Genomic DNA, 23,041 nt, shown 5'->3' on the forward strand with positions numbered 1-23,041 from the left:
ATTCTTCGGAAACGCGGATCGGATATCTGCGCTATTGCCCGAACATCGGCAACTTTTCCCGGGAACGGGGCTTGTATCTTTTTGAGGAGTTTGGATAGCCTTTTTATAGTATTTAGCTCGTATTGGCGGGGTTAAACGTTCAGGTTCCCCGGCTTGCACAAATTTTCAGGATAGGATCAATGGGTATGAAATCATTTAAAGCACTCGGAATAACCGACGATTATATTAAAGGACTGAATGAGCTGGGGATTAAGCAGCCTACGGACATTCAGGCAAAAACGATTCCGATGATTCTCGGGAAGCAGACGGATTTTATTGCGCAGGCGCAGACGGGTACCGGAAAGACGGCGGCGTTCGGGCTGCCGCTGCTGGCGTCGGTTGATCCGAAAAATCCGCAGATTCAGGGGCTGGTGCTGGCGCCGACGCGGGAGCTGGCAAAACAGGTGCAGAAGCAGCTGTTCCGTTTTACGAAATATACCGAGCGTATGTTTTCGTATGTCGTGTGCGGCGGGGATAAAATTGATGTGCAGATTGAGGCGCTGAAGCGTCCGACGCAGGTGCTGGTGGCGACGCCGGGGCGTCTGATGGATCTGGTACGCCGCAAAGCTGTTGATCTTTCCGGCGTGCGGACCGTGGTGCTGGATGAGGCGGATGAAATGCTGAAACTCGGATTTCGTGAGGATATTGATTCCGTGTTGAAACTGACTGCGGGGCAGCGGAATATCTGGCTGTTTTCCGCTACGATTCCGGCCGGCATTAAAAAGATGATCAGCAAGCATCTCGGCGAGGCGTCTCCGTTCCTGAAAGTGGATAAGGAGCACATTGTGAATCCTGATATCCGGCACCTGTGTGTACGCTGCAAGGAAGGGGAAAAGCTGGCGCGGATCCTTGATTTTCTGCGGGAGCGCGGTCAGCAGCAGGGGGTGATTTTCTGCCGTACGCGGCAGGATACGATTGATTTCGGTGAATCGCTGGAAAAGGAAGGAATCACCCATGCGGTGCTGCACGGCGATCTGATGCAGACCGAGCGTGACAAGATTATGCGCATGTTCAAGAAGGGCCGTGTACGTTTGCTGGTTTCGACGGATGTTTCGGCGCGCGGCATTGATGTGGATAATCTCTCTTTTGTGATCCATCATCAGCTGCCGGAGAAAAATGAATATTACACGCACCGCAGCGGCCGCACCGGCCGGGCCGGTAAATCGGGCATCTCGCTGGTACTGATTACGCCGCACGATGAAAAGCGCATTGTGAAGCTGGCGCGGGAGCTGAAGATTCAGTTCCGGGAAATAGCATAATATCTGATCCACTGATTACGCGGATTACTCCGATTTTTTTAATCCGTTCAATCTGTGGATGAAAATCATGTCTGATGTGATTGAAATTTATACGGACGGGGCGTGCAGAGGGAATCCGGGGCCGGGCGGCTATGGCGTGGTGCTGATTTCCAATGATCGGAAAAAGGAGCTTTCCGGCGGATTTCGGAAAACGACCAATAACCGGATGGAACTGCTGGCCTGTATTGAGGGGCTGAAGGCCCTGAAGAAACCGTGCCGCGTGGTGCTGACGAGCGATTCCAAATATGTGGTTAACGCCATGGTTAAGGGCTGGGCGGTGAAGTGGCGTTCCAACGGATGGAAACTTTCGCCGAGTAAACCGGCAAAAAATCCCGACCTCTGGGAGCGGCTGTTGAAGCTGTGCGAAATTCATGATGTTGATTTTGAGTGGGTGAAGGGGCATAACGAACACCCGGAGAATGAGCGGTGCGATGCGCTGGCCGTTGCGGCATCGCACAAAAAAGACCTGCCCGTGGATGCGGGCTTTGAAAACCAGGCCCTGCCCGAAGATGATCTTTTCGGATAGGTGCTCTTAAACTATTATTTATCACTGCGGAGGACACCGAGGCATTTTTATTCATGATCTCTGTGCCTCCAGCGGAGCGGGTGGTTAAATCGATGCCTGCTCTGCTGCAATACGAAGGACTATAGGATGAAAAAAACATTTAATCTGACTCACCCGAAAATCAAATATCCGCGCATGATCGAAGCAACGAAGCATGAGATCCGCAAATACATCAAACGGGAGCGCCGCAAGGAACTGCCTGAAGATGTGGATTTCTGGGATTTTGATTGCCGGTTCGGAGACACGGAAGCCGAGGCGAAAGCGATCCATCTGGCGGAAATTGATGCCTGCATCAACGATGCGGAGCAACGGGGGCTGACCTCGTTCTATGTCGAGATTCTGCGCAAAGAAGGCATTCGTGCCGCAGCGGAAAAAGCGCGCCGCGAAATCAATGTTGAAATTCCGAAGCCGAAGGGGTTCGGTGAGGATTGATGGATTACGGATCCTGATGGAGAATCGTTGTTTCAAAGCGGGATTTCTTTTTTACGTCTGTTCGGTGACCTTTTCAACCGGTTCCGATTTAGGGAGTCGGTTGCGGGACGAAACCGGCTGATCTCTGGCATTCATTTCTTCGGGTATCGAATAATATTTTGTTATCCTGATTCCTCTTGCGGCTCAACCGTCTGATCACAAATATTCAGTGGTGAGACCGCTTTTCTGATCTGCAACCGATGCCGCCGGTTCGTAGCGGTTAAATCGTTAAAAATAATTTACTGCAGAAAGGCGCTCATTTTCATCGATCCGTCGGATCGATGAAAATGAGCTTTTTTTTTACCGGCAACGGTGAGGGCCTTAAAGGCAGGTTTTCTTCTCATTCGATACTGTGACAACAGGCTTTTGACCAAAAGGCCGATTCCCGCCGCGTAATGTACCCGTTACTATATCAACTTTGCGTATACAAAGGGTTTGGACGCAGGGCCCATATGGGTGGAAGCGCATAAAGAATGCGGGTTGGTTACGCGATTGGTTGAAGGTGCAGGTTCCGCAATTTTGATGGAAGACGTGGAATGGCACATCGTTGGAACAGACGATTTAACAGTGGGTTAGATGATGAGAAAATTGAAAGCAGTAGCAGCGGCAGCGGTGCTGGTTCCTCTGCTCGGCGGAGCCGAAGCAGAGCAGGTTGAGGTTAAGCTGGATCCGGCAAAAATACGGAATATCGGCGGGGTATCGGTTTTTGACCGGAATCAGTTTATTACGATTCATGAAGGGTTCGGTTCGACGGATCTCGAAGATGCCGATCTCAAATATATTGAAGAAGTGCTGGAGGCGAATTACGGGCGGGACGGCGGGTTGCTCTCCTGGATGGCGGAGGATCTGCCGGCCGATCCGAAGAATCCGGATATGCCGGATATGCAGCACATTCGTACCTATTTTGATAAAAAATTCCGGACGGAATATGATGGTCGCCGGATGATTCCCTCAAATATGGAAAAGGTGATTCTGTGCACCCATCCGGAAATTATGCATGGGCATGCGGAGAATACTTCAACGCCGTGGGGACCGAAAACACCGGAAGCGACGGCGGAATTCACGGCTCAGTTTTTGAAACAGGGCTTTTCGGATGCGGAACGTCCGAAGATTCTCGAGGTGTATAACGAGCCGTTTGTGAAAGCCGATAGAATCCCGACGACGGTTGAGGCGATGTGCATGCAGCACAATGTGGTGGCCAAGCGGGTGAAGGAGCTGACTCCGGATGTGATGGTCGGCGGCTATTCGGCGGCCTGGGTGGAAGTGGAGAGCCGTAATTTCGAGCATTGGAAAAGCTGGCAGCAGACCTTCATGGATATTGCCGGGGAAAATATGGATTTCTGGTCGTATCATATCTATGACGGCGTCAATGTGAAGGGCACCCCGCGGAATCGGACGGGCAGCAATTCCGAGGCGATTATGGATCTGATCGATACCTACAGCCATATGAAGTTCGGCGTCGCCAAGCCCATCATGATTACGGAATACGGAAAGATTCCGGAAGGTAACATGAGTACGATGCCGTACAGTGCTGCACGTTCTGCCGGGATGCTCTATTCGGCGATGGGCCAGTTGATGACCTATATGGATCATCCGGACCGTCTAATGCGTGTTATTCCGTTCATTCTGGGAAAAGCCTTGTGGACATACGATATGACGACGGATCCGGTGCCCGGTGAGGCCAATCCGTATTTACTTTGGCGCCGGCGGGCCGACGGCTCTTTCGCGGAAACCGACCTGAGCAAATTTTACTATTTCTGGAAAGGGGTCGGCGGCGAATGGCGTGAGAGCCGATCGTCCTGTCCGGATGTGCGGGTGCACATGCTGGCCGATGGAAAACGGCTGAATGTTATTTTCATGAATCTGGATGAACATCCGAAACAGGTCCGCCTTTCCGGTCTGGCCGGTTTGGAAACAGATGGGGTAAGAATCCGTTCATTGACGACCAACTGTGAACGGCCGATTCTCGGTGAGCATCCTGTAAGTGCCGTTCCTTCGAATCTTGATATGGAAGAGGGTGATGCGGTGCTGCTGATGATTGATCTGAAGGAGCCGCTTCGGACAAATGGTCAGGTTCGTGAACACCGGGTTTATGCAACAGATTATCTGCAGGATATTGAAGCCGGAAAGACGATCAGTTTCACATTCAGGAATGTCCCGACTGGAAACGGAACGGCCGTGCTGCGTCTTTCGCCGGGACGGGAGCTGGGAAAACAGCCGCTGCCTTCAACCATTTCGCTGAATGGAACAAAGCTGGAAATTCCGACCAACTGGGCCGGGGATGATCAGGAGGGGCGGGCCAACTTTTTCGGTATGGTTGAATTCCGTGTGCCGATGGAGGCGCTGAAGCAAACCAGTGTGCTGGAAATGGTCTATCCGGATTCGGGCGGTAAAGCGGCCTGTGCGGTTCTGCAGGTGAATTTGAATCAGTAAAAATACGAAGTTTGGGAAACAGAAGATGGAAGAAAAAGAATATGCACGTCCGGAAGTGATATCCGATTTCTGCAGAAGTCTGACGCCGGTGGGCCGGATTCTGGTAGATCCGGATCATAACATCTGGGGCTGTGCGCCGATTTACGGACCGGACGGTAAGGTTCATGTTTTTTATTCCCGCTGGAAAAATGAAGCGGGGCACGAGGGATGGCTGACCGTCAGCGAGATTGCCCATGCGGTGGCCGACGATCCGGAAGGACCGTATGAAACGGTCGATGTGCCTGTAAGCGGCCGTGGCGGCGACTGGTGGGATTCGATGACGATTCATAATCCGACGATTCACAAAGTGGGTCATCAGTATGTGCTTTTCTACATGGGGAACAGCGACGGCACGGTGATGACTAAACGCGTCGGCATGGCGACGTCCGAATCGCTGTACGGTCCGTGGGAGCGCTGTGCGGAGCCACTGATTCTTCCGGATCCCGATCCCAATGCCTGGAACTCGGTATGTACGTCCAATCCGGCGTTTCTGCAGCATCCGAACGGGGAGTTCTGGCTCTATTATAAATCCTGGCGTACGGCCGATTGGAAGAAGGATCAGGATACCGGTGACTGGCGTAATTCCAATCGCCAGTATGGCCTGACGGTTTCCAAAGAGCTGAAGGGGCCCTATATCAAACAGGGCGAAGGCGCGCTGATCAATCTGCGGGAAAAGGTTAAAGATGCCCAGAGCGAGGATGCCTATATCTGGTATGAAGACGGCACCTTTAAGATGCTCATGCGGGACATGGGGTTTTGGAATCATGAATACGGACTCCTTTTTGAATCGGAAGACGGGTTGCATTGGGGAGAGCCGCAAATAGCCTACCGGGATGCCTTCCGTTATTTCGATGAACCGGCCACCGGAGCCTGGGGTGAAGGTCGGTTTGAACGACCGCAACTGCTGATGAAAGACGGGAAACCCGAGTATCTGTTCGGGGCTTATCGCGGCGGGAAATACGGCACCTCCACCGGGGTTGTGCTGAAACTGAATTAACCGGGAATATTTCATGAGCAACAGAAAAACAGTTTCACTTAACGGCGATTGGAAATTTATTAAAGACGATGTTTCCGGGGCGGAGGCTGCGGATTTTGATGCTGCTGCGTGGCGTACGGTAAAGGTGCCGCACGACTGGAGTGTGGAGGAATCGTTTTCCAATGACTGGGAAGGGGCGACCGGTTATCTTCCGGGCGGTATCGGCTGGTACCGCAAAACATTCCAATCTTTGGAAACGGCGGTGACCTATCTTCATTTTGATGGAGTCTACAACCATGCGACGGTGTATCTGAACGGTGAAAAGCTGGGCGATCATCCGTATGGTTATTCGCCATTTTATTATGATATTTCCGACCAGGTGATAAGCGGTGAAAACGTGATTGCGGTTCGGGTGGATCATTCGCGTTACTGTGACAGCCGCTGGTACACCGGGTCTGGAATTTACCGGTCGGTTGAGCTGGTCGGGACATCTGAAACCCATATTCCGGTTTGGGGAACGTTTATTACGACGCCGGAAATTTCGGATAAAAAAGCATCTGTAAACGTGCAGATCGAAATCAGCAGTCCGAAGGATGCTGAAGTTTCAACAACGATTATCGATCCGGATGGAAAGACGGTTGCGCAAGGTTCGGTTGCGGCTGAAGCGCTGACTATCCAGACCTTCGAAGTTTCCAGTCCCCGGAAGTGGGATGTCGATACGCCGAACCGCTATAAAGCCATCTGTTCCGTTTTCAAAGCGGGGAAAATGGTGGATGAATATGAAACGGTGTTCGGTATCCGTTCTATCCGGTTTGATGCGGATGAAGGCTTTTTCCTGAATGGAAAGAATATGAAAATCAAAGGCGTTTGCCTGCATCACGATGGCGGGTGCGTCGGTGCCGCTGTGCCGAAGGATGTGTGGCGCCGGCGTTTTGCCACGCTGAAAGCGGGGGGATGCAACGCGATCCGTATTGCGCATAATCCGGGCTCTGATGAGTTTCTTGATCTGTGCGATGAAATGGGCCTGTTGGTTCAGGATGAATTTTTTGATGAATGGGATCATCCGAAAGACAAGCGCCTGAATCAGAACGAACAGCATGATGATTATATTTCGCGCGGCTATACCGAGCATTTTCAGGAATGGGCGGAAAAGGATCTGAAAGCGGTGATGCGAGCGCACAGAAATCATCCGTCGATATTCCAGTGGAGTATCGGTAATGAAATTGAGTGGACCTATCCACGCAATGCGGAAGCCACCGGTTTCTTCGACATGGGCTGGGAGGGGAATTATTTCTGGGAACAGCCGCCGAATTCCATCGAGGAAATAAAACGGCTGCTGAAGGAGCTGCCGCGTGAGGAATATGATATTGGTGAAACGGCACAGCGGCTGGCGAAGTGGACGCGGGAAATGGATACAAGCCGCCCGGTCATTGCCAACTGTATTCTGCCGTCGGCCAGCTATGAATCCGGATATGCCGATGCACTCGACATCATCGGCTTCAGCTATCGCCGTGTGATATATGATTATGGCCATGAAAATTATCCGAAGCTTCCGCTGATGGGTACAGAGAATCTGGGGCAGTGGCATGAGTGGAAAGCCATCGAAGAACGCGATTTCGTTTCGGGCACCTTTCTGTGGACCGGGATCGATTATATGGGAGAGGTGAACGGGCAGTGGCCCAAAAACACGCTTGATTCCGGACTGCTGGATCGCGCGGGTTTTGAGAAGGGATCATACCATATGATGAAGACGCTGTGGTGTAATGAACCGCATGTACATCTGACATCACAGACGTTGGAAAAGTCGCCCTATGTTTTTGATGCATCGACCGGATTCATCGGCGAAGCAGATTCCAATGCCTGGAAAACGAAAACCTGGATCTGGCACGATGTGAACACCCACTGGAACTATGCTGACGGCGAAATGATTGCGGTTGAAGTCTATTCCAACTGTCCATCGGTGGAGCTTTTTCTGAACGGGGAATCGCTGGGCAGAAAAAAGCTGTCTGATTTCGAAGACCATATATACAAGTGGGCGGTTCCGTATAAACCGGGAAAACTCGAAGCCCGTGCGGACGGGGCGTCGGATTTGCTGCAAACCGCAGGCGTTCCGGCTTCAATTCAACTTTGTGCCGATGGGATGCACGTGATTGCCCAGCTGGTTGATGCGGCGGGAATTCCGGTTAAAACCGAAGAGCGGAAAATTTTCTTTGCGGTTGAAGGCGGTACTCTTATCGGGGTGGATAACGGTTCGCCGTTTAATATTCAGGATTATCAGTCCGATTGTATAATCACGGCACAGGGCCGTTGCCTGCTGATTGCTGAAGGGGCGTGCAGGGTTGAGGCATCGGCGGAAGGCCTTGGTCCAGTTTTTATTGAGGTGGGTTAATGCGGGTGTTCTGCGGCATAGCCTGCCGGAAGCGGGCGGCACGCTTGTTTCGCTGTCATTTTGGCGGTCTTGCAGTTGCTCTGCTGGCAACAGCGAATGGCCGGTCGCTTGAGCTGGTTTCGCTGAATGAGGGGGCGCTGCATCCGTCGGTTGAATTTACGGATACCGTCATTACGAATCACACGGGCCGGACCATTGAGGTTTATACCGCCGGTAAAGACGAATGGCCGAATGTGACGTTCAAGGCGGTTGGGCAGCCGTGGAATCTGCGCGGCTATTATACGGTTAAAGCTGATTTTACAAACCTTGGAAGTGCGCCTCTTTATCTGGGTATCCGCCTCGACAGTTCCAGTGCCGTGGCGACGGAAACCCCGCAGCATGCGCAGGGCTTTGAATTGCTGGAACCGGCTGAAATGCGGACGATCAGTGTACGACTGAGTAGCGAAGACTGGGTGTTTTCCGAACCGCTTGAGCTGGTCGGCATGCGCCGTCCGCCGGGGGGTGAACTGATGGATCTGGTGAATATTGATCAGCTCCAGATTTTTGCGGGGCATGTGCACGAACCGGGGCTGTTCGCCGTTTCGAATATTCGGGCCGAGGGTTCGGTTAAAAAAGTGGATCCTGCGGGCTATCTGCCTTTTATCGATACTTACGGCCAATACAAACACGGGGACTGGGACGGAAAAGTTCGTTCTGAACATGATTTTGAGAAATACCGCCTGGCCGAAGAAAAAGATCTTTCCGAACATCCGGGACTTTCAGGCCTTGGAAGATTCGGGGGCTGGACCGAGGGGCCGAAGTTAAACGCTTCCGGATTTTTCCGGGTTGAAAAGGTGGACGGAAAATGGTGGATGGTGGATCCGGACGGGTATCTGTTCTGGTCGACGGGGCCGACCTGCATGAATCCGGACTTTGGTTACACCGGCACTGAATTTCGTGAAACCTATTTTGAACATCTTCCGAAAGGAGGCGTGTATGACCAGTTTTATGTGGATTGCACCTGGGCTCCGCACGGTTTTTACAACGATAAGATCCCGTTCAAAATTCTGCAGTTTTACAAGCTGAACCTCTATCGGAAATATGGTGAAGACTGGATGGATCAATTTGTGGATCTGAGTCATCGCCGCCTGAAAAGCTGGGGGATGAATACGGTGGCGAACTGGGCGTTGCCGGACGTCTATCTGAAGCAGCGCACGCCGTATGTTGCCAGTTTTTTTATCAGAGGTAATCGTGAGCTGGATGGATCGCGCGGGTATTGGGGCAAATTTCATGATGTTTTTGATCCGTCGTTCCGCGCAGTGATTCAATCGAATATGACCGCGCTGGCAGAAGAAGCCGCGGATCCGTGGTGCATCGGATTTTATGTGGATAACGAGCTGTCGTGGGGCTACGACGCAATGTCGTTGGCTGTTGAAACGCTGTCCTGTCCGGCGGACCAGCCGGCGAAACAGGAATTTATCGCGGATCTGAAGACGAAATATGGACGCATTGAGCATCTCAATCTCGCCTGGGGATCGGACTACGATTCATGGCGTGCGTTGCTGGACTCGACCGATGAACCGGATTTAGTCCGGGCCGGGGAGGATTTGCGGCGGTTTTATGCAAAAATCTGCGACACCTATTTCAAGACGATTCAGGAAGAGCTGAAAGCGGCCGCTCCGAATCATCTCTACCTTGGATGCCGTTTTGCGTGGGTGAATGATACGGTGGCTGTGGCGGCTTCGCGGTATTGTGATGTGGTCAGCTATAATAAATATGAGCACAGCATCCGCAGTATGCGACTGCCGCACTTTATCGACCGCCCGATGATCATCGGGGAATATCATTTCGGATCCACCGAACGGGGGCATTTTCATCCCGGCTTGAGAGAAGCGGATACGCATGCCGGGCGTGCCGGAAAATTTAAGGATTATATGAAAAGCGCACTCGATAATCCGCAGATGGTGGGTGTGCACTGGTTTCAGTATGTGGATGAACATATTACCGGTCGCGCGGACGGGGAAAATTATAATGTAGGACTTGTGGATATCTGCGACACGCCGTATCCGGAAATGGTGGATGCCCTGCGGGAAGTGGGGGCCATGATGTATACATATCGCATGAACAAAACAGGATTCGGTACAGAACAGGTGTCTAAATAAGTTGATCGGAAACGTTATACATCTTATAACTATCGGCTGTTAACGTAAACAAAAGGGAAAATAATGTCTGAGAGCATACAAGCAAAGGGTCATAAAACGAAAGCGGGGGATAAAGTTCCTGTCTTCGAAAAAATTTCGTACGGCATCGGTCTTGCATCGGATCATTTTGCGACCGTCAGTATTATGGGATTTCTGATGGCCTTTTTTACGGACTTCCTGAATGCCGGCATCAAGGCTTCCATCGTGGGTGCCGCAATTGCGGTTGCACGGCTTTGGGATGCATTTACAGATCCGGCTGCCGGGCGTATTTCGGACGGATGCCGTGCAAAGTGGGGACGCCGCCGTCCGTTCATTTTCTTCGGGTCACTTTCGATGGGACTCTTTTTTCCGGTGATCTGGATGGTGCCGCAAACGTGGTCTGCTTTTGCAATTAACACCTGGCTCTTTATTACCGTTCTTGTTTTCTATACGCTCTATTCCATTTTTTCTGTTCCATACGAAGCGCTTGGCGCGGAGCTCACGCCGGACTACCGCGAGCGTACAAGTATTTTTGTCGTGCGCACTTATGTTCAGCAGGTGTACACCCTGTTTCTCTATTGGATGATGCCGATTGCGATGGCACTGGCGACACTGCCTCATGTGGCGGGAGAGGTCGAAGGCGTTCGCATGGTCAGTTGGTTCATTGGCGGTGTAATTATCGTTGCGGGTATTTTCCCTTCGTTCTTCTGTAAGGAACGGTATAAGAAAATTGCGGAGAAGGAAGATCACCTCTCTTTCGGAGAAACCTGTAAGGCTCTGCTGGGCAATAAACCGCTGCTGATTGTTATCGGTACTATTTGCTTCTACCTCTTCTCGATCATGCTGTCTATGAACCTCGCCTATTTTGTAAACACGTATTATGTGTTCGAAGGGGATACGCTGCAGGGAACAACGCTCAGCGCGATTGATGGAACATTCCGGATCTTCATCGCAATTGGAGCGGCTTTTGCAATTAAACAGTTGGCCGACCGAATCGATAAACACAAACTGCTGATCGGCTGCATCATCATTCTGATTGTCGGATTTGCAGGAACGTATTTCACCACGCTGCCGGGCCGTCCGTGGCTCACTCTGGTTTTCAAACCGTTCATTTCAATCGGTGAAGTTGGTTTCTGGGTACTGGTTATGTCTTTGCGTGCCGATGTGTGCGACTGGGATGAATTCAAGACCGGAACCCGTAATGAAGGTATGATTGCGGCGATTACGAACTGGGTGAATAAAATTGCAATCACGCTGGCACTGGCGCTTGGCGGGGTCATGCTGGAGCATGTGATCAAGTTTGATTCAAACATTGATAAGCCTGCACGGGCGGCCATTGAACAGCAGGCCGAAATGGAATGGAACGCACTTCCGGAAGAGGAAAAGCGCGTTGAAGAAGACAAAGTCTATGAGAATACGTGGGCGATTGTGAAGGACATCGGTGGCCAAATTCTCAAGTTCGGCGCCCAGGAAGAGGTGCCCGGCGTAACGTTCGAAGACTATAAAAAGAATCTTGAGCAGAAAGAGATCATGAAGCGGAACGATTCCGGTGTCATGCAGCGCCTGCGCGCTTTGTATACGCTTCCTCAGGTGGTTGCTCTGGTGATCTGCTTCTTCATTCTCATCCGCTATCCGCTGAACTCGAAGAAAATGGCTGAGATACGCGAAGAACTTGAAGCGCGCCGCGGTGTAGCAAAGTAAGCGCGCCGCGCTGATCTGTGCGGCATGCTGCAAGGGGCGTACGATGTGCGCCCCTTTTTTGTTGGATGGACTTTGGATCGATTTGTTCCGTGGTACAGGGGTCTGCCGTTTGTTGTTTTTAAATCCAGGAGTTGATGATGAAACAGGTGTTGTTGGGAATGGTATTGATGGCCGGGTTGGCGGGAGCGGAAGAATACCGCGCCGACTGGAATGATCTGAACCGTTACCCGCAGGCGGAGTGGATCAGTGAAGCGAAGTTCGGGCTGTACTGGCATTGGAATTATAATTCGATTGCCGGGTTCAACGGCTGGTACGGACGGAATATGTATAACGGTCCGGACGGGTATGTTTTTAAATACCATAAGGAAAAACACGGTAATCCGGCGGAGTTCGGCTATAAGGATTTTGCCCCGTTGTTTACGGCTGAAAAATTCAGTGCAAAGCAGTGGGTGGAGGATGCTGAGCGGATCGGTGCGAAGTTTATTGTCGGTATGGCGGTGCATCACGACGGATTCGACCTTTATGATTCAAGCTATACCCCCTGGAATTCGGTGGATAAGCCTCCGCATATCGATGTGATCGGCGAGCTGGCGAAAGAGGCCCGGAAAAAAGGGTTCAAATTCGGTGCCACCTCCCATCTGGCCTGGAACTGGACTTATTTCAGTTCGTTTATGTATCCGGACAAATATGATGCGAAGGAGGCTCCGGAGCTTTACAATATTCATGATCCTGAAAAAGGGCCGAGCGAAGCCTGGGTGAAGGAATGGTATGCGCGGACCACGGAGCTGATTGATAAATATGAGCTCGATTTTCTCTGGTTCGATTTCGGAACAAAAGACAAGGGGTTCAGCGATCAGTATACCGCTAAGCTTACCGCGCATTATTATAATAAATCGGTGGAGTGGGGAAAAACGGTGGCACTGGCCACCAAGATCGGTTTTGAAAACCGCAAAAGCCAGGTTCACGGTGTGGAGCATGGGAAATTCGGATATATCCGCTATCCGCAGTGGATGTCCGACAGTACCCTGAATAAAGGCTGGTTTTACATGGGTGCTGAAGAGGATCCTAAACAGATAACCGGAGAATTCTGGCTGTATCAGCTTATCGATATCGTCTCCAAAAACGGTACGCTGCTGCTGAATATCGGCCCGCAGGCGGATGGCTCATGGAAGGAAGAGTGGAAGCAGGAACTTTTCCGTATGGGGGACTGGCTGAAACTGAACGGTGAAGCGGTGTACGGAACGAAACCGTGGCATCGCTACGGGGAAGGTCCGACGCATGACGGAGATGCGGAACATTATAATCTCGGCCGGAACCTGACCAAAGACGATGTGCGGTTTACGCGTAAAGAGAACGTACTTTATGCCATCGTTTGCGGATGGCGGAATGAGCCGATTCATATTCGTTCGCTCGGGAAAAACGAGCTTCCGGACCTTGGAATAAATTCCATCACAATGCTGGGTTCCGGTGAGCGGATAAAATGGGATCTGAAGGATGATGCGCTACGTATTTCTTTCCCGGAAAAACCCCCGTGTGAATATGCCTATGTTTTTAAAATCGAGGGCAAAGGGCTGTTTCCGGAACGGGCCCCGGAATATCTGCCGGTTCATGTTGAACCGCCGAAAGAAAAAGTCGCGGCGCTGCGGATCAGTCTGCCGGGACATAAGCAACAGCTTTCGATTGCAGAGGTCGTGGCGGTTGGGCGTTCAAACTGGGCCAAAATCAATCGGGTGCCGGAAGCTGAAATTACGATGTCATCGTGCGAAACCGATCCCATGCTGGCGGCGGACCTGAATATGAACGGCCATCCGAACATGCATTCCGTGGCCCGTTCTGAAACTGAAACCGATCCGTGGATGCTGGTGACCCTTCCTGAGCCGATGAACATTCTGGATCTGGAAGTTCTCGGTGGTATGGAAAACTGGGATGCGTTTTCCAAAAACGGGAAAATTGAGGCACTGGATGCAGATGGAAAGGTGATCCATACATGGCGAGTGAAAGCGTGTCTTGAAGTGCAGAAAGCCGCGACGGATTATCTGGGGCTCTCCGGTTGAATTTAATTTGGTGTCTTGTGTGTTCCGGTGCGGGGGCTCTTGGAGCCGCTGTCGGGGTACTGTAGGATTTATTTATGAGTGATGTGCGATTCAGGTGCTTAACCGTTGTGCTTCTGCTGATGCAGGCGGTCTGTTTTGCGGGCGCGCCGATAACTTCCATTTCGCACATCCGGGCCATGATGCCGGATGAGGTGGATGGTACTGTCACTGCTGAGATTGAGGGGCAGGTACTTGCTCTGCCATTGTTTTTCGGCATTTTTCTCTATGATGGAACAAACGGGATTTTTGTTTCCCATAAGCCGGTTCCGGAGTTCGCGGAAAAGCTGAAGCCCGGGGACTGGATCCGGGTGAACGGCATTGTTGAACCCGGCGGTTTCAGTCCTGCAATTGTTGCGGATCAGATTGAGCTTATTGATCATCGGCCGTTACCTGAACCGATGGCTTATATTCCGGATAAGATGCGTCTGGCTGAAATGGACTGTCAGTGGGTATTTCTCAGCGGTCGCCTTATCGCGGTTTCGACGGCTGAGAATGGGCTCGATGCAATGGTTAACATCGAGTCCGGCGAAAATCTGTATTCCGTTCAGGTTCCGTATTCCAGAGCCGGGGTTGAACGTCTGCACGAGATGATGTATCGCGACGTTGAGCTCAATGCGGTTGTCGGAATCCGTTATAATAGTCGGAAGCAGGCGGTCGGCCGGGCGTTTATTGCCCATTCCATTGATGACATCATCGCTGTCGATCATCCGGGTTCTGAAAAAGATCCCGTTGATGTTTCCCTATCCGAACTGATGCGTAAGGACACGCCATCGTACGGTCTTCTGAAAACAAGGGGTGTGGTCACCGGAGTGTTCGGAAAAGAACTTTTTCTGCGGGGAGATGCGGCCGGACTTCGTGTTCAGACCGCGAAATCGACAGACGTCGAGCCCGGGGATTATGTTGAAATCACCGGCTATGTCTGGCCGCAGCCGATCAGTCCGGCGTTCCGGGCGTTGGAGGTGGAGCGGTTGAAGACGCAGCCGATGCCGGAGCCGCGGCAGGTGCCTGTCGGGGCTGTGCCTGATGAAGCATTGAATTATGATCTGATTGCGCTCCATGCTGAACTTATCGATATCGGAAAGCAGTTTTCGGAGGGGGGCGCAGAACAGCAGATTCTGTTGTGCCGGTCCGGAGCGCACCGGTTTGAAGCACGGCTTCCGGTTGGGAAAAGGGCAGAGGAAGGCATTTCGGCCGGTGCTGAGCTGATGTTAACCGGAAATGCACATTTACTGCTGAACCCGCATACACAGGGCAAACTCAAAATCACCGGTTTCTGGCTGCAGCTTCGTGATGCAGAGGATATTCAGTTACTGCGGGCAGCTCCATGGTGGACGCCCGAAAGAATGATGTGGGTCTTTTCCGCATTGCTCGGGGTGATTGTGCTGTTTCTCGGATGGCTGGTTCTTCTGCGGCAGACCATTCGTCGGCAGACTGGGATCATAAAAGAGAAGGTGGAACGGGAAGCGGTGCTGGAGGAGCGTCAGCGTATTGCACGTGAACTGCATGATAATCTGGAGCAGGGTCTTGGAGGGATCGCCATACAGCTGCAGAACTGCCGGATGCAGAATGCGCTGATCTCAGAAAAACCGGAGGAGAATGTTTCTGAAGATTTAAAAAACGGCATACAGAAAACAGACCGGGCGATTTCCGTTGCCCAGCATATGCTCGCGCATTGCAGTAAAGAGTCGAGGGCGGCGATTCTCGACCTGCGCGGTGTTGCACTGCAGCGGAAGGCACTGGCGGATCTGGTTAAAGAGGCATTGGCACCGGTTGCGAAAGAGTGCGGAGCCAGATTGGAGATGACGGTCAGCGGAAACCCGGTTCAGTTATCGCGCAGGGTTGAGCGGCATCTTATGCTGATTGCTAAAGAGGCCGGGTCAAATGCCGCCCGGCACGCGGCTCCGAAAATTCTGAAGGTCGGATTGCGGTATGAGTCCGGAAGAGTTGTCCTGACGGTTCGGGATGATGGGTGCGGCTTTAATCCGTCCTCTCCGGAAAAGGAGGGACACTTCGGCTTGAAAGGGATGGAGGAGCGCGCCGTAAAAATGAATGGAACCTTTCGCATAACGAGTGCTCCGGGTGAAGGTGCGGAAGTATATGTTGAAGTGCCTAATCAGCAGGTGAAACAGCAATGATCAGGGTCATGGTAGTTGATGATAATGCCATTGTCCGCATGGGTTTATGTGAAGCACTGGCGTTGAAGCCGGATCTTGAGGCGGCTGGTACAGCTGCATCCAGTGCAGAGGCTATTGAAGTTTTCCGGACCGAACGTCCGGATGTGGTAACGATGGATTATCAGCTTCCCGATGGCAACGGCATAGATTGCTCACGACAGATTCTGGAGGAATTTCCTGACGCCCGTATATTGATTCTCTCGGCATTCAGTGCGGAGGAGGATATCTGGAATGCAGTACAGGCCGGAGCAAAAGGTTATCTAACCAAGGCGGCGGGAGAGGTTGAAGAGATCGTGGATGCGATCCACGAAGTGGCTTCCGGCGGAAATTTTTTTCCGGCCGAGATTATGCTTAAGCTGGAGCGTCGAAAAAATCAGCGTGAGTTGACGCCTCGTGAAATGGAAGCGCTTCGCCTGCTGGTCCGGGGAAAAACGAATAAAGAAATTGCTCATGAACTCGGTATTTCCATTGATTCAGTGAAGCAGCATATCACCAATCTGCGTGTGAAACTTGATGCTGCCGACCGTACTCAGGCTGCGGTGGAGGCGATCCGACGGGGCATTATTCAGTTTTAGGCGGGACGTCGTATACGCGGGGCGGATGCGCTTTTGGACGCGGTCAGAACATCCCTTTTAGGGGGGTAGTCGATAGTCGGTTTTTAGATAATTCTGAGCTTTTCACTGGATAAGACAGGAGAAGCATGATGAGAGGGATCTCCCGAAAAGGATTTTTAAAAACGGGTGTTTTTGCGGGGGGCGCCATCGGGTTTCCCGCGGTTGTTCCGTCTGCCGTGCTCGGGAAAAACGGCAGTGTTGCGCCAAGTAACCGGATTGCGGTGGGATTAATCGGCTGCGGTCGACGCAGCGGTGTCGGTGGCGAATACAACATGGTCAGGCAGTCCAAGCTGCTGGCGGTGTGCGACCCGGTGAAATGGCGTCGTGAAGCCAGGGCCGCGGAGTGGAACGTTCCCGATGCCTATAACGATTTTCGGGATGTTCTCGCACGGGACGATATTGATGCTGTCCACATTGTAACACCGGATCACTGGCATGTGCCGATAGCCCTGATGGCCGCGCGGGCCGGCAAAGACATGTATGTGGAAAAACCGCTGAGTCTCTGTATCGGTCAGAGCCTGGCGGCCCGGGAAATCACAGAAAAACACGGCCGCGTTTTTCAGTACGGCACGCAGCAGCGCTCGATGCGTCATTTGCGGATGGGCATCGAAATTGTGCTGAACGGGCATATCGGCAACGTGAAAGAGGTGTATGTGTGGTGTCCGGGTGGGGCCAAAGGCGGTTTGGCGACCCCGGAACTTCCGGTGCCGGAAGGATTTGATTATGAACTCTGGACCGGTCCGGCACCGATGAAACCGTTCTGTGAAGACCGATGCAGCCCGCACGGTCCGCCGAAGGCCACCTATTTCTGCTATGATTATTCCATCGGAATGCTGGGCGGGTGGGGCGCCCATCCGGTGGATCAATTGCAATGGTGGGCCGATGCTGAAAACAAGGGCATTCCGGTTGAATATAAAACCACCGGTTTTCTTCCCGGGAAAGGGCTGTTCGATACGGTGGTGACCTGGAACATGGAGGCTGTTTATGCCGATGGCACCAAACTTCATTTTATGGATTCGAAAACGGCGCACGCTTCGCAGGAAATTCCCGGCATTGAAAAGCTGAAGCAGTTTGGAAACTGCACGGTCTTTGCCGGTGAAGAAGGCTGGGTGGCGGTTTCGCGCGAGGGCATGCTGGCCTCAACCGAAGCGCTGCGGCGCAAGGCAAAAGATCCGGGATCAAGAAAACTGCAGGAGAGCAGCTGGCATCCGGTGGCCTTTGTGGATGCCATTCGGAACGGGACGCAGCCGGTATCTACACTGGAATCCGCCATTTGCTCGGACATTATCTGCCATATGGGCGATTTGTGCGTGAGGACGGGAAAAACTTTGGGCTGGGATGACCGGAAGAAAATGGTTACCGGTTCGGCTGAGGCCGTAAAAATGATGCATCGTCCGCTGCGCGATCCCTGGACACTGTAATAACTTTCCAACGATGGAGATATGTATGAAAAAATTACTGATCACAGTATATGCCGGTGCAGCAATGGCTTATGGCCATTCGGACTGGAAACCAAGCTTTGAAGAAAAGAAGGTCGTCACTGAGCAGGAGAAAAAACGGATTGCAGAGGCGATGCCGAAAAAGCCGATTGTGAAACCGAAAAAAGACCGCAGTGTGCTGCTGTACAGCGCCACGGCCGGGGCGCGGCATTGGTCGATACCGATAGGTAAAGTTGCCTTTGAACAAATGGCCGAACAAAGCGGAGCTTTTGAGATCGTGATCAGCGATGATCCGGAACATTTTAAATCGGAAAATCTGAAACAGTTCGACGTGGTGATTCTGATGAACAGCACGGGTAATTTTTTCATGCCGTGCACCCGTGGTGAAGATTCCATTCGCGATCAGTTTTCGGATGAAGAGTGGGAGGCGCTTAAAGTGCGCGACGCTCAGCTGATTGGAAACCTGGTTAAGTATGTCCGTGAAGGCGGCGGACTGGTGGCAATACACGCGGCGGCGGATGCGTATTACGGCAACCGGGATTACCGCAATATGATCGGCGGCACGTTTATGGGACATCCCTGGCATGGGAACCAGAAAGTGACGGTTCGTATTGATGAGCCGGATCATCCATTGATGAAAGCGGCGTTCGAAGGAAACACGCAGCTCAGTATAACCGAAGAAATTTTCCAGTATAATGAGCCCTATTCACGCGACCGCCTGCATGTACTGATGACGTTGGATGTTGAGAAATCGGAGAAGCCCAAAGGGGAAATGAAACGGACCGATGGGGATTATGCGTTGGCCTGGATTCGTGAAGAGGGTAAGGGGCGCGTTTTCTATACCGGTATCGGGCATAATTATGAGCACTACTGGAATCCGCAGATTTTGAAACATTACCTGGCGGGTATCCAGTATGCGGCAGGCGATCTGGAAGCGGATGCGACACCGAGTGCAGAACTTTAATTCATATGGAGGAATAATCGTGAGTTTGAATAAACGTAACTTTATAAAATTATCCGCAACCGCCGGAGCTTCACTGCCGCTCTTCAGTATCGGTGCTTCTAAAACCGCAATGGAAGACCTTAGAGTCGGTTGTATCGGCATGGGGCGCATGATGTACTGGCATGTCAACGGATTCATGCAGCGCTGCCGGCTCGTGGCGGTTTGCGATGTCGACAAAAACCGTCGGGAAGCTGAGCGAGATCGGGTTAATGCGCATTATGGAAACAGGGAATGCGTGGCGTATAATGATTACCGGGAACTGCTGGCGCGCGATGATATTGATGTTGTCTGCATCGCCACTCCGGATCACTGGCATGCCACCATCGTTATAGATGCCGCGCGCGCCGGAAAACATATCTATTGCGAAAAACCGTTGACGCACGACATCGATGAAGCCATCCGGGTGATGAAGGAAGTGAAAAAAGCCGGCGTGGTGCTTCAGACCGGGTCGCAGCAGCGGGGCATGAAAGAGTTCCGCGTGGCGGCCGAACTTGTTCGCAACAACGTGGTCGGAAAAGTCCTGGAGATTAAGTCCGATTTCTGGGGGCCGGGCCGTCCGTTTGATCTTCCGGAGGAAGAAATGGAGTCTGGTCTGGACTGGAACCGCTGGTGCGGTCCGGGACCGCTGAATCATTATAATTCCAAATTGAGTCCGCGGGGGGTGCATGACTTTTTTCCGATGGGCTGGCGGAATGCGGTTGAATACGGCGGCGGCGGAATCTGCGATATGGGAGCGCACCATCTCGACATAATCCAGCTGGCACTGGATATGGATAAATCAGGTCCGGTAAAAGCTCTACCACCGGCCGGCGGCGGAAACGGTTACGGTGCAAAACTGGTCTATGAAGGCGGTCTTGAAGTCACCCGCGAAAAAGGGTTTATGGTGGATTTTATCTGTGAAAACGGGCGTATTCAGGCGAGTCGGGGCAAATTCCGGTTCGAGCTCGACGGCAAAGTGATTCATAAGTTCCTGGAACCCTCCGACGGTTCACTGGCCCGGGAAGTGGTTCTGACCGAACGCGAATTTCTGGCCGATGCCGAAGTTAAACTTCCGGTACAGAAAAAGGGCGGTCATACCCAGAATTTCCTGGATGCAATCGTCAACGGTACACAGCCGATGGTGCCGGTGGAAGCGGGGGCCCGCTCCGCGATCTGCTGTCATCTGATGAATCTTTCCTACTATCACCAGCAGCCGATCCTCTGGGATCCGGAAAAACTGAAATTTTCCGATAAATCCTGTGATCCGGCCTGGCTGGCCGGTTCACGCCGGGACTATTTAAAAGCGTAATATCGAATGAAGCTGTATGGTCTCATTGCGGTCGTTACCGGGTTCTTAAGTCAGGCCTGTATGTGCAGTCCAGGGGGTGAACCTGCAAAGGTTACGGTTCATCTTCTGGACGAACAGGTGCTCGGTGAAACATCGGAGCTGGATCGCAGTACGTTTTTTAATGTGCACAGCAGTTATACCGGTGCCGCATTAACGGCTGACGATCTGGAACAATTGAAGTCGCTGAACGTGGGATTCGGTCGTGCTTTCGATGGACCTTTCAGCGGTCATCAGAATGGAACGCCTTATCCGGACACGGCAGTGATCAGGACACGGGCGCCGGGAGTTATTGCCAGAGCTAAGGCGGATCCGCTGTATGCCTATCGCACCACGCGGCGCATTATCACGGATGAGCCGGGAACCGTATTCAATATGCAGGATGACCCTGCAGAAATGGCACGGTATGCTGCGGATATCCTTGAGTATAATTATGAGGATGATTTCCGGCCTGATTTTTATTCCCCGATTTCTCTGCCTTTCGTCGCTGCCGGGAAATATGGCGAGGACCAGGCGGCCGTTCGGGAACGTATGACTCAGGTCATCGCCAGGATCGGCGAGGAAATCGATCGGCGCGGGCTTTCGACCCAGGTGATTGGTTATACGAGTGCCTGGCCGATGATGCATTTCTGGGATTTCGGGCATTGGCATGGGCGAATGAAAATGTTCATGGATGTGGCCGGGGAGCATATTGACGCCATTGATTTTATTCTGATGGATGCAACGCAGTATGAAAAGGACGACAGCCGCCGAAGCGGCAGCCGGGTTGAGGCGCTAATGGATCTGGTTGAAACCTATGGGGCCATGAAATGGGGAAAACCGAAACCTTTTGCCTTCAGTGAATATGGTGATGTTTCTTCGGGCTGGCCGGAAGGGGATACCTATTCTCCGGCACGCAGTTCGGCGGAGCTGAATGCATACAACCATTTTCTTTTTTCTCTGCTTGGCCGGGAAGATCGGTTACTTATCGCGGTACCGTTTATCACAACGAAAAGTCCCTGGTTTTATAAAAATCCGAAAAACCGATGGCAGCCGTTTTCGGCGGATCTCTGGCGGCCGGATCCTGAAAGCATCGTGGACAACAATCCGACCCGTTTTCTGGAAACCGAAAAGATGGAGTTCTATCGCCTGTGGTGCGATGTGAAAGGCCGGCGTGTATTTACTGAATCAACTGATCCTGATGTTGCGGTTTATGCTTTTGTGGATGGGCCGGATGTTTATATTTGTCTGAACAGTTTCAAGGAGGAGCAGCATCCGGTTTCGCTTGTGCTTCCCGGGCAAAACGCTGAGCCGGAAAGGGTAGAGATCAAACGCATGTTCATACCCCGGCAGCAGGCCGTGCAGTACACGGTAGAAAGGACCGGCATATTGCCCAAGGAGCTTGTTCTGGAGCCGCATGAAACAAGGATTGTCCGGATAACGTATTCAACTCCCGTGGTTTCCGGGCGCACGGTAAAAACCAGGACGTACTATAGTGATACCTGCCTGCAACCTATTGTTGCTGATCAGCCGGTTGAGTTCTGCATAAATGGTGTAGTTGCCGATGCGCCAACTGCGGCTTCCCTGAGGGTTTCCTTTGCCCGAGAGCACGATCGTTCAAAAAAACCGCTGCTGACCGTGAATGGCCAGTCCATTGAGTTTCCGGATAATTGGATGGGCGATGATCAGGCCAACCGGAAGGGCGGATTTTTCGGCGCCATCCCGGTATCTGTTCCGGACGGTATATTACAGACCGATAACAGGATCTCTCTTATCTTTTCTGACGATGGTGGCCGTGTAAGTACGGTTGTTCTGGATGTACACTCCGGAAATTAATCAGCGTTTGTATCCGCTGTGATGGTGGCGTTGGACTGATCTCTGAGCATCAGGCAGGCCTGCTGAAGTCGGATTTCGGTAGCGCCGTCTGAACTCGGTGGGTGGAAGACCGGAAAAGGAACGGAATTTCCGGGAAAAGTAGAGCGGATCTTCAAAATGGATCCGGGCGGCAATTTCACTGACGGAAAGGTCGGTATTGGTCAGTAGACGGCCGGCATGCTGAAGGCGGTGTTCCATCACATATCGGGCCGGAGGAACGGCGATCTGTTTGTTCCACAGCCTGCGGAATGTGGACTGCGAAAAGCCATGACGGCGGGCGAGGTGTGTGAAATCGACCGGTTCCGGCAGTCTGGATTCAAGTTCGTTGAGCAGCGATTGAAAGGCTTTTTCAGTACTGTTGTGTTCCCGGGCGGTTCGCACGCTGGAGCGCAAGGAAATTTTTTTCAGCGAAACCGTTGTTCAGTAGCTTCTGTCAGGGCGGGTCTGTCTTTCCCCGGTCTGAAAAGTTA

Annotated in this window: 16 protein-coding genes; 15 read left to right on the plus strand and 1 reads right to left on the minus strand. The window is 52.2% G+C overall.

Annotated elements, in window-relative coordinates:
- Positions 1-185: 185 nt before the first annotated feature.
- The 15 genes from P9H32_RS02685 (at position 186) to P9H32_RS02755 (ending at position 22,532) form a co-directional block, all read left to right on the plus strand.
- Positions 186-1,298, plus strand: coding sequence for a DEAD/DEAH box helicase (locus P9H32_RS02685; RefSeq protein WP_322607320.1), 1,113 nt, complete (start codon positions 186-188; stop codon positions 1,296-1,298).
- 67 nt (positions 1,299-1,365) lie between these two features.
- On the plus strand, positions 1,366-1,863 hold the full coding sequence (rnhA, locus tag P9H32_RS02690) for a ribonuclease HI (protein WP_322607321.1): 498 nt from the start codon (positions 1,366-1,368) through the stop codon (positions 1,861-1,863).
- A gap of 126 nt (positions 1,864-1,989) precedes the next feature.
- Entirely contained in the window at positions 1,990-2,334 is a 345-nt protein-coding gene (locus P9H32_RS02695; RefSeq protein WP_322607322.1) for a DUF6172 family protein, read from the plus strand.
- 615 nt (positions 2,335-2,949) lie between these two features.
- Entirely contained in the window at positions 2,950-4,806 is a 1,857-nt protein-coding gene (locus P9H32_RS02700; RefSeq protein WP_322607323.1) for a hypothetical protein, read from the plus strand.
- A 25-nt stretch (positions 4,807-4,831) separates the two neighbouring features.
- Positions 4,832-5,842 (plus strand): glycoside hydrolase family protein, encoded by a 1,011-nt coding sequence (locus tag P9H32_RS02705; protein WP_322607324.1) that lies wholly within the window; start codon positions 4,832-4,834, stop codon positions 5,840-5,842.
- 13 nt (positions 5,843-5,855) lie between these two features.
- Complete coding sequence (locus P9H32_RS02710; protein WP_322607325.1) at positions 5,856-8,210, plus strand: glycoside hydrolase family 2 TIM barrel-domain containing protein; 2,355 nt, start codon at positions 5,856-5,858, stop codon at positions 8,208-8,210.
- Positions 8,210-10,351: a beta-galactosidase gene (locus P9H32_RS02715; protein ID WP_322607326.1), complete on the plus strand. Its 2,142-nt coding sequence runs from the start codon at positions 8,210-8,212 to the stop codon at positions 10,349-10,351. The genes P9H32_RS02710 and P9H32_RS02715 overlap by 1 nt, the downstream gene beginning before the upstream one ends.
- Positions 10,352-10,414: 63 nt before the next feature.
- The gene (locus P9H32_RS02720) at positions 10,415-12,070 is read left to right on the plus strand and encodes an MFS transporter (protein ID WP_322607327.1); all 1,656 of its coding nucleotides are present in this window, start codon (positions 10,415-10,417) and stop codon (positions 12,068-12,070) included.
- 134 nt (positions 12,071-12,204) lie between these two features.
- On the plus strand, positions 12,205-14,124 hold the full coding sequence (locus P9H32_RS02725) for an alpha-L-fucosidase (protein ID WP_322607328.1): 1,920 nt from the start codon (positions 12,205-12,207) through the stop codon (positions 14,122-14,124).
- Between the two features lie 74 nt (positions 14,125-14,198).
- The gene (locus tag P9H32_RS02730; RefSeq protein ID WP_322607329.1) at positions 14,199-16,298 is read left to right on the plus strand and encodes an ATP-binding protein; all 2,100 of its coding nucleotides are present in this window, start codon (positions 14,199-14,201) and stop codon (positions 16,296-16,298) included.
- The gene (locus P9H32_RS02735) at positions 16,295-16,912 is read left to right on the plus strand and encodes a response regulator transcription factor (RefSeq protein ID WP_322607330.1); all 618 of its coding nucleotides are present in this window, start codon (positions 16,295-16,297) and stop codon (positions 16,910-16,912) included. Before P9H32_RS02730 ends, P9H32_RS02735 begins: the two co-directional genes overlap by 4 nt.
- 125 nt (positions 16,913-17,037) lie before the next feature.
- Positions 17,038-18,372, plus strand: coding sequence for a Gfo/Idh/MocA family protein (locus P9H32_RS02740; RefSeq protein WP_322607331.1), 1,335 nt, complete (start codon positions 17,038-17,040; stop codon positions 18,370-18,372).
- A gap of 25 nt (positions 18,373-18,397) precedes the next feature.
- Entirely contained in the window at positions 18,398-19,354 is a 957-nt protein-coding gene (locus P9H32_RS02745) for a ThuA domain-containing protein (protein WP_322607332.1), read from the plus strand.
- A gap of 19 nt (positions 19,355-19,373) precedes the next feature.
- Positions 19,374-20,681 carry a Gfo/Idh/MocA family protein gene (locus tag P9H32_RS02750; RefSeq protein ID WP_322607333.1) on the plus strand — a complete coding sequence of 436 codons (1,308 nt, stop codon included), beginning with the start codon at positions 19,374-19,376 and terminating at the stop codon, positions 20,679-20,681.
- A gap of 6 nt (positions 20,682-20,687) precedes the next feature.
- Positions 20,688-22,532 carry a hypothetical protein gene (locus tag P9H32_RS02755; protein ID WP_322607334.1) on the plus strand — a complete coding sequence of 615 codons (1,845 nt, stop codon included), beginning with the start codon at positions 20,688-20,690 and terminating at the stop codon, positions 22,530-22,532.
- Here P9H32_RS02755 and P9H32_RS02760 read toward each other — a convergent pair whose 3' ends face one another.
- Complete coding sequence (locus P9H32_RS02760) at positions 22,533-22,964, minus strand: helix-turn-helix domain-containing protein (protein ID WP_322607335.1); 432 nt, start codon at positions 22,962-22,964, stop codon at positions 22,533-22,535.
- Positions 22,965-23,041: the final 77 nt, after the last annotated feature.

It is taken from the genome of Pontiella agarivorans (genome assembly GCF_034531395.1).
GTDB classification, from domain to species: Bacteria; Verrucomicrobiota; Kiritimatiellia; order Kiritimatiellales; family Pontiellaceae; genus Pontiella; species Pontiella agarivorans.

What these genes read in the sequence shown, in the direction of transcription:
- P9H32_RS02685 (WP_322607320.1), top strand. Translation starts at nt 186, where the DNA reads ATGAAATCATTTAAAGCACTCGGAATAACCGACGATTATATTAAAGGA.
- rnhA (WP_322607321.1), top strand. Translation starts at nt 1,366, where the DNA reads ATGTCTGATGTGATTGAAATTTATACGGACGGGGCGTGCAGAGGGAAT.
- P9H32_RS02695 (WP_322607322.1), top strand. Translation starts at nt 1,990, where the DNA reads ATGAAAAAAACATTTAATCTGACTCACCCGAAAATCAAATATCCGCGC.
- P9H32_RS02700 (WP_322607323.1), top strand. Translation starts at nt 2,950, where the DNA reads ATGATGAGAAAATTGAAAGCAGTAGCAGCGGCAGCGGTGCTGGTTCCT.
- P9H32_RS02705 (WP_322607324.1), top strand. Translation starts at nt 4,832, where the DNA reads ATGGAAGAAAAAGAATATGCACGTCCGGAAGTGATATCCGATTTCTGC.
- P9H32_RS02710 (WP_322607325.1), top strand. Translation starts at nt 5,856, where the DNA reads ATGAGCAACAGAAAAACAGTTTCACTTAACGGCGATTGGAAATTTATT.
- P9H32_RS02715 (WP_322607326.1), top strand. Translation starts at nt 8,210, where the DNA reads ATGCGGGTGTTCTGCGGCATAGCCTGCCGGAAGCGGGCGGCACGCTTG.
- P9H32_RS02720 (WP_322607327.1), top strand. Translation starts at nt 10,415, where the DNA reads ATGTCTGAGAGCATACAAGCAAAGGGTCATAAAACGAAAGCGGGGGAT.
- P9H32_RS02725 (WP_322607328.1), top strand. Translation starts at nt 12,205, where the DNA reads ATGATGAAACAGGTGTTGTTGGGAATGGTATTGATGGCCGGGTTGGCG.
- P9H32_RS02730 (WP_322607329.1), top strand. Translation starts at nt 14,199, where the DNA reads ATGAGTGATGTGCGATTCAGGTGCTTAACCGTTGTGCTTCTGCTGATG.
- P9H32_RS02735 (WP_322607330.1), top strand. Translation starts at nt 16,295, where the DNA reads ATGATCAGGGTCATGGTAGTTGATGATAATGCCATTGTCCGCATGGGT.
- P9H32_RS02740 (WP_322607331.1), top strand. Translation starts at nt 17,038, where the DNA reads ATGATGAGAGGGATCTCCCGAAAAGGATTTTTAAAAACGGGTGTTTTT.
- P9H32_RS02745 (WP_322607332.1), top strand. Translation starts at nt 18,398, where the DNA reads ATGAAAAAATTACTGATCACAGTATATGCCGGTGCAGCAATGGCTTAT.
- P9H32_RS02755 (WP_322607334.1), top strand. Translation starts at nt 20,688, where the DNA reads ATGAAGCTGTATGGTCTCATTGCGGTCGTTACCGGGTTCTTAAGTCAG.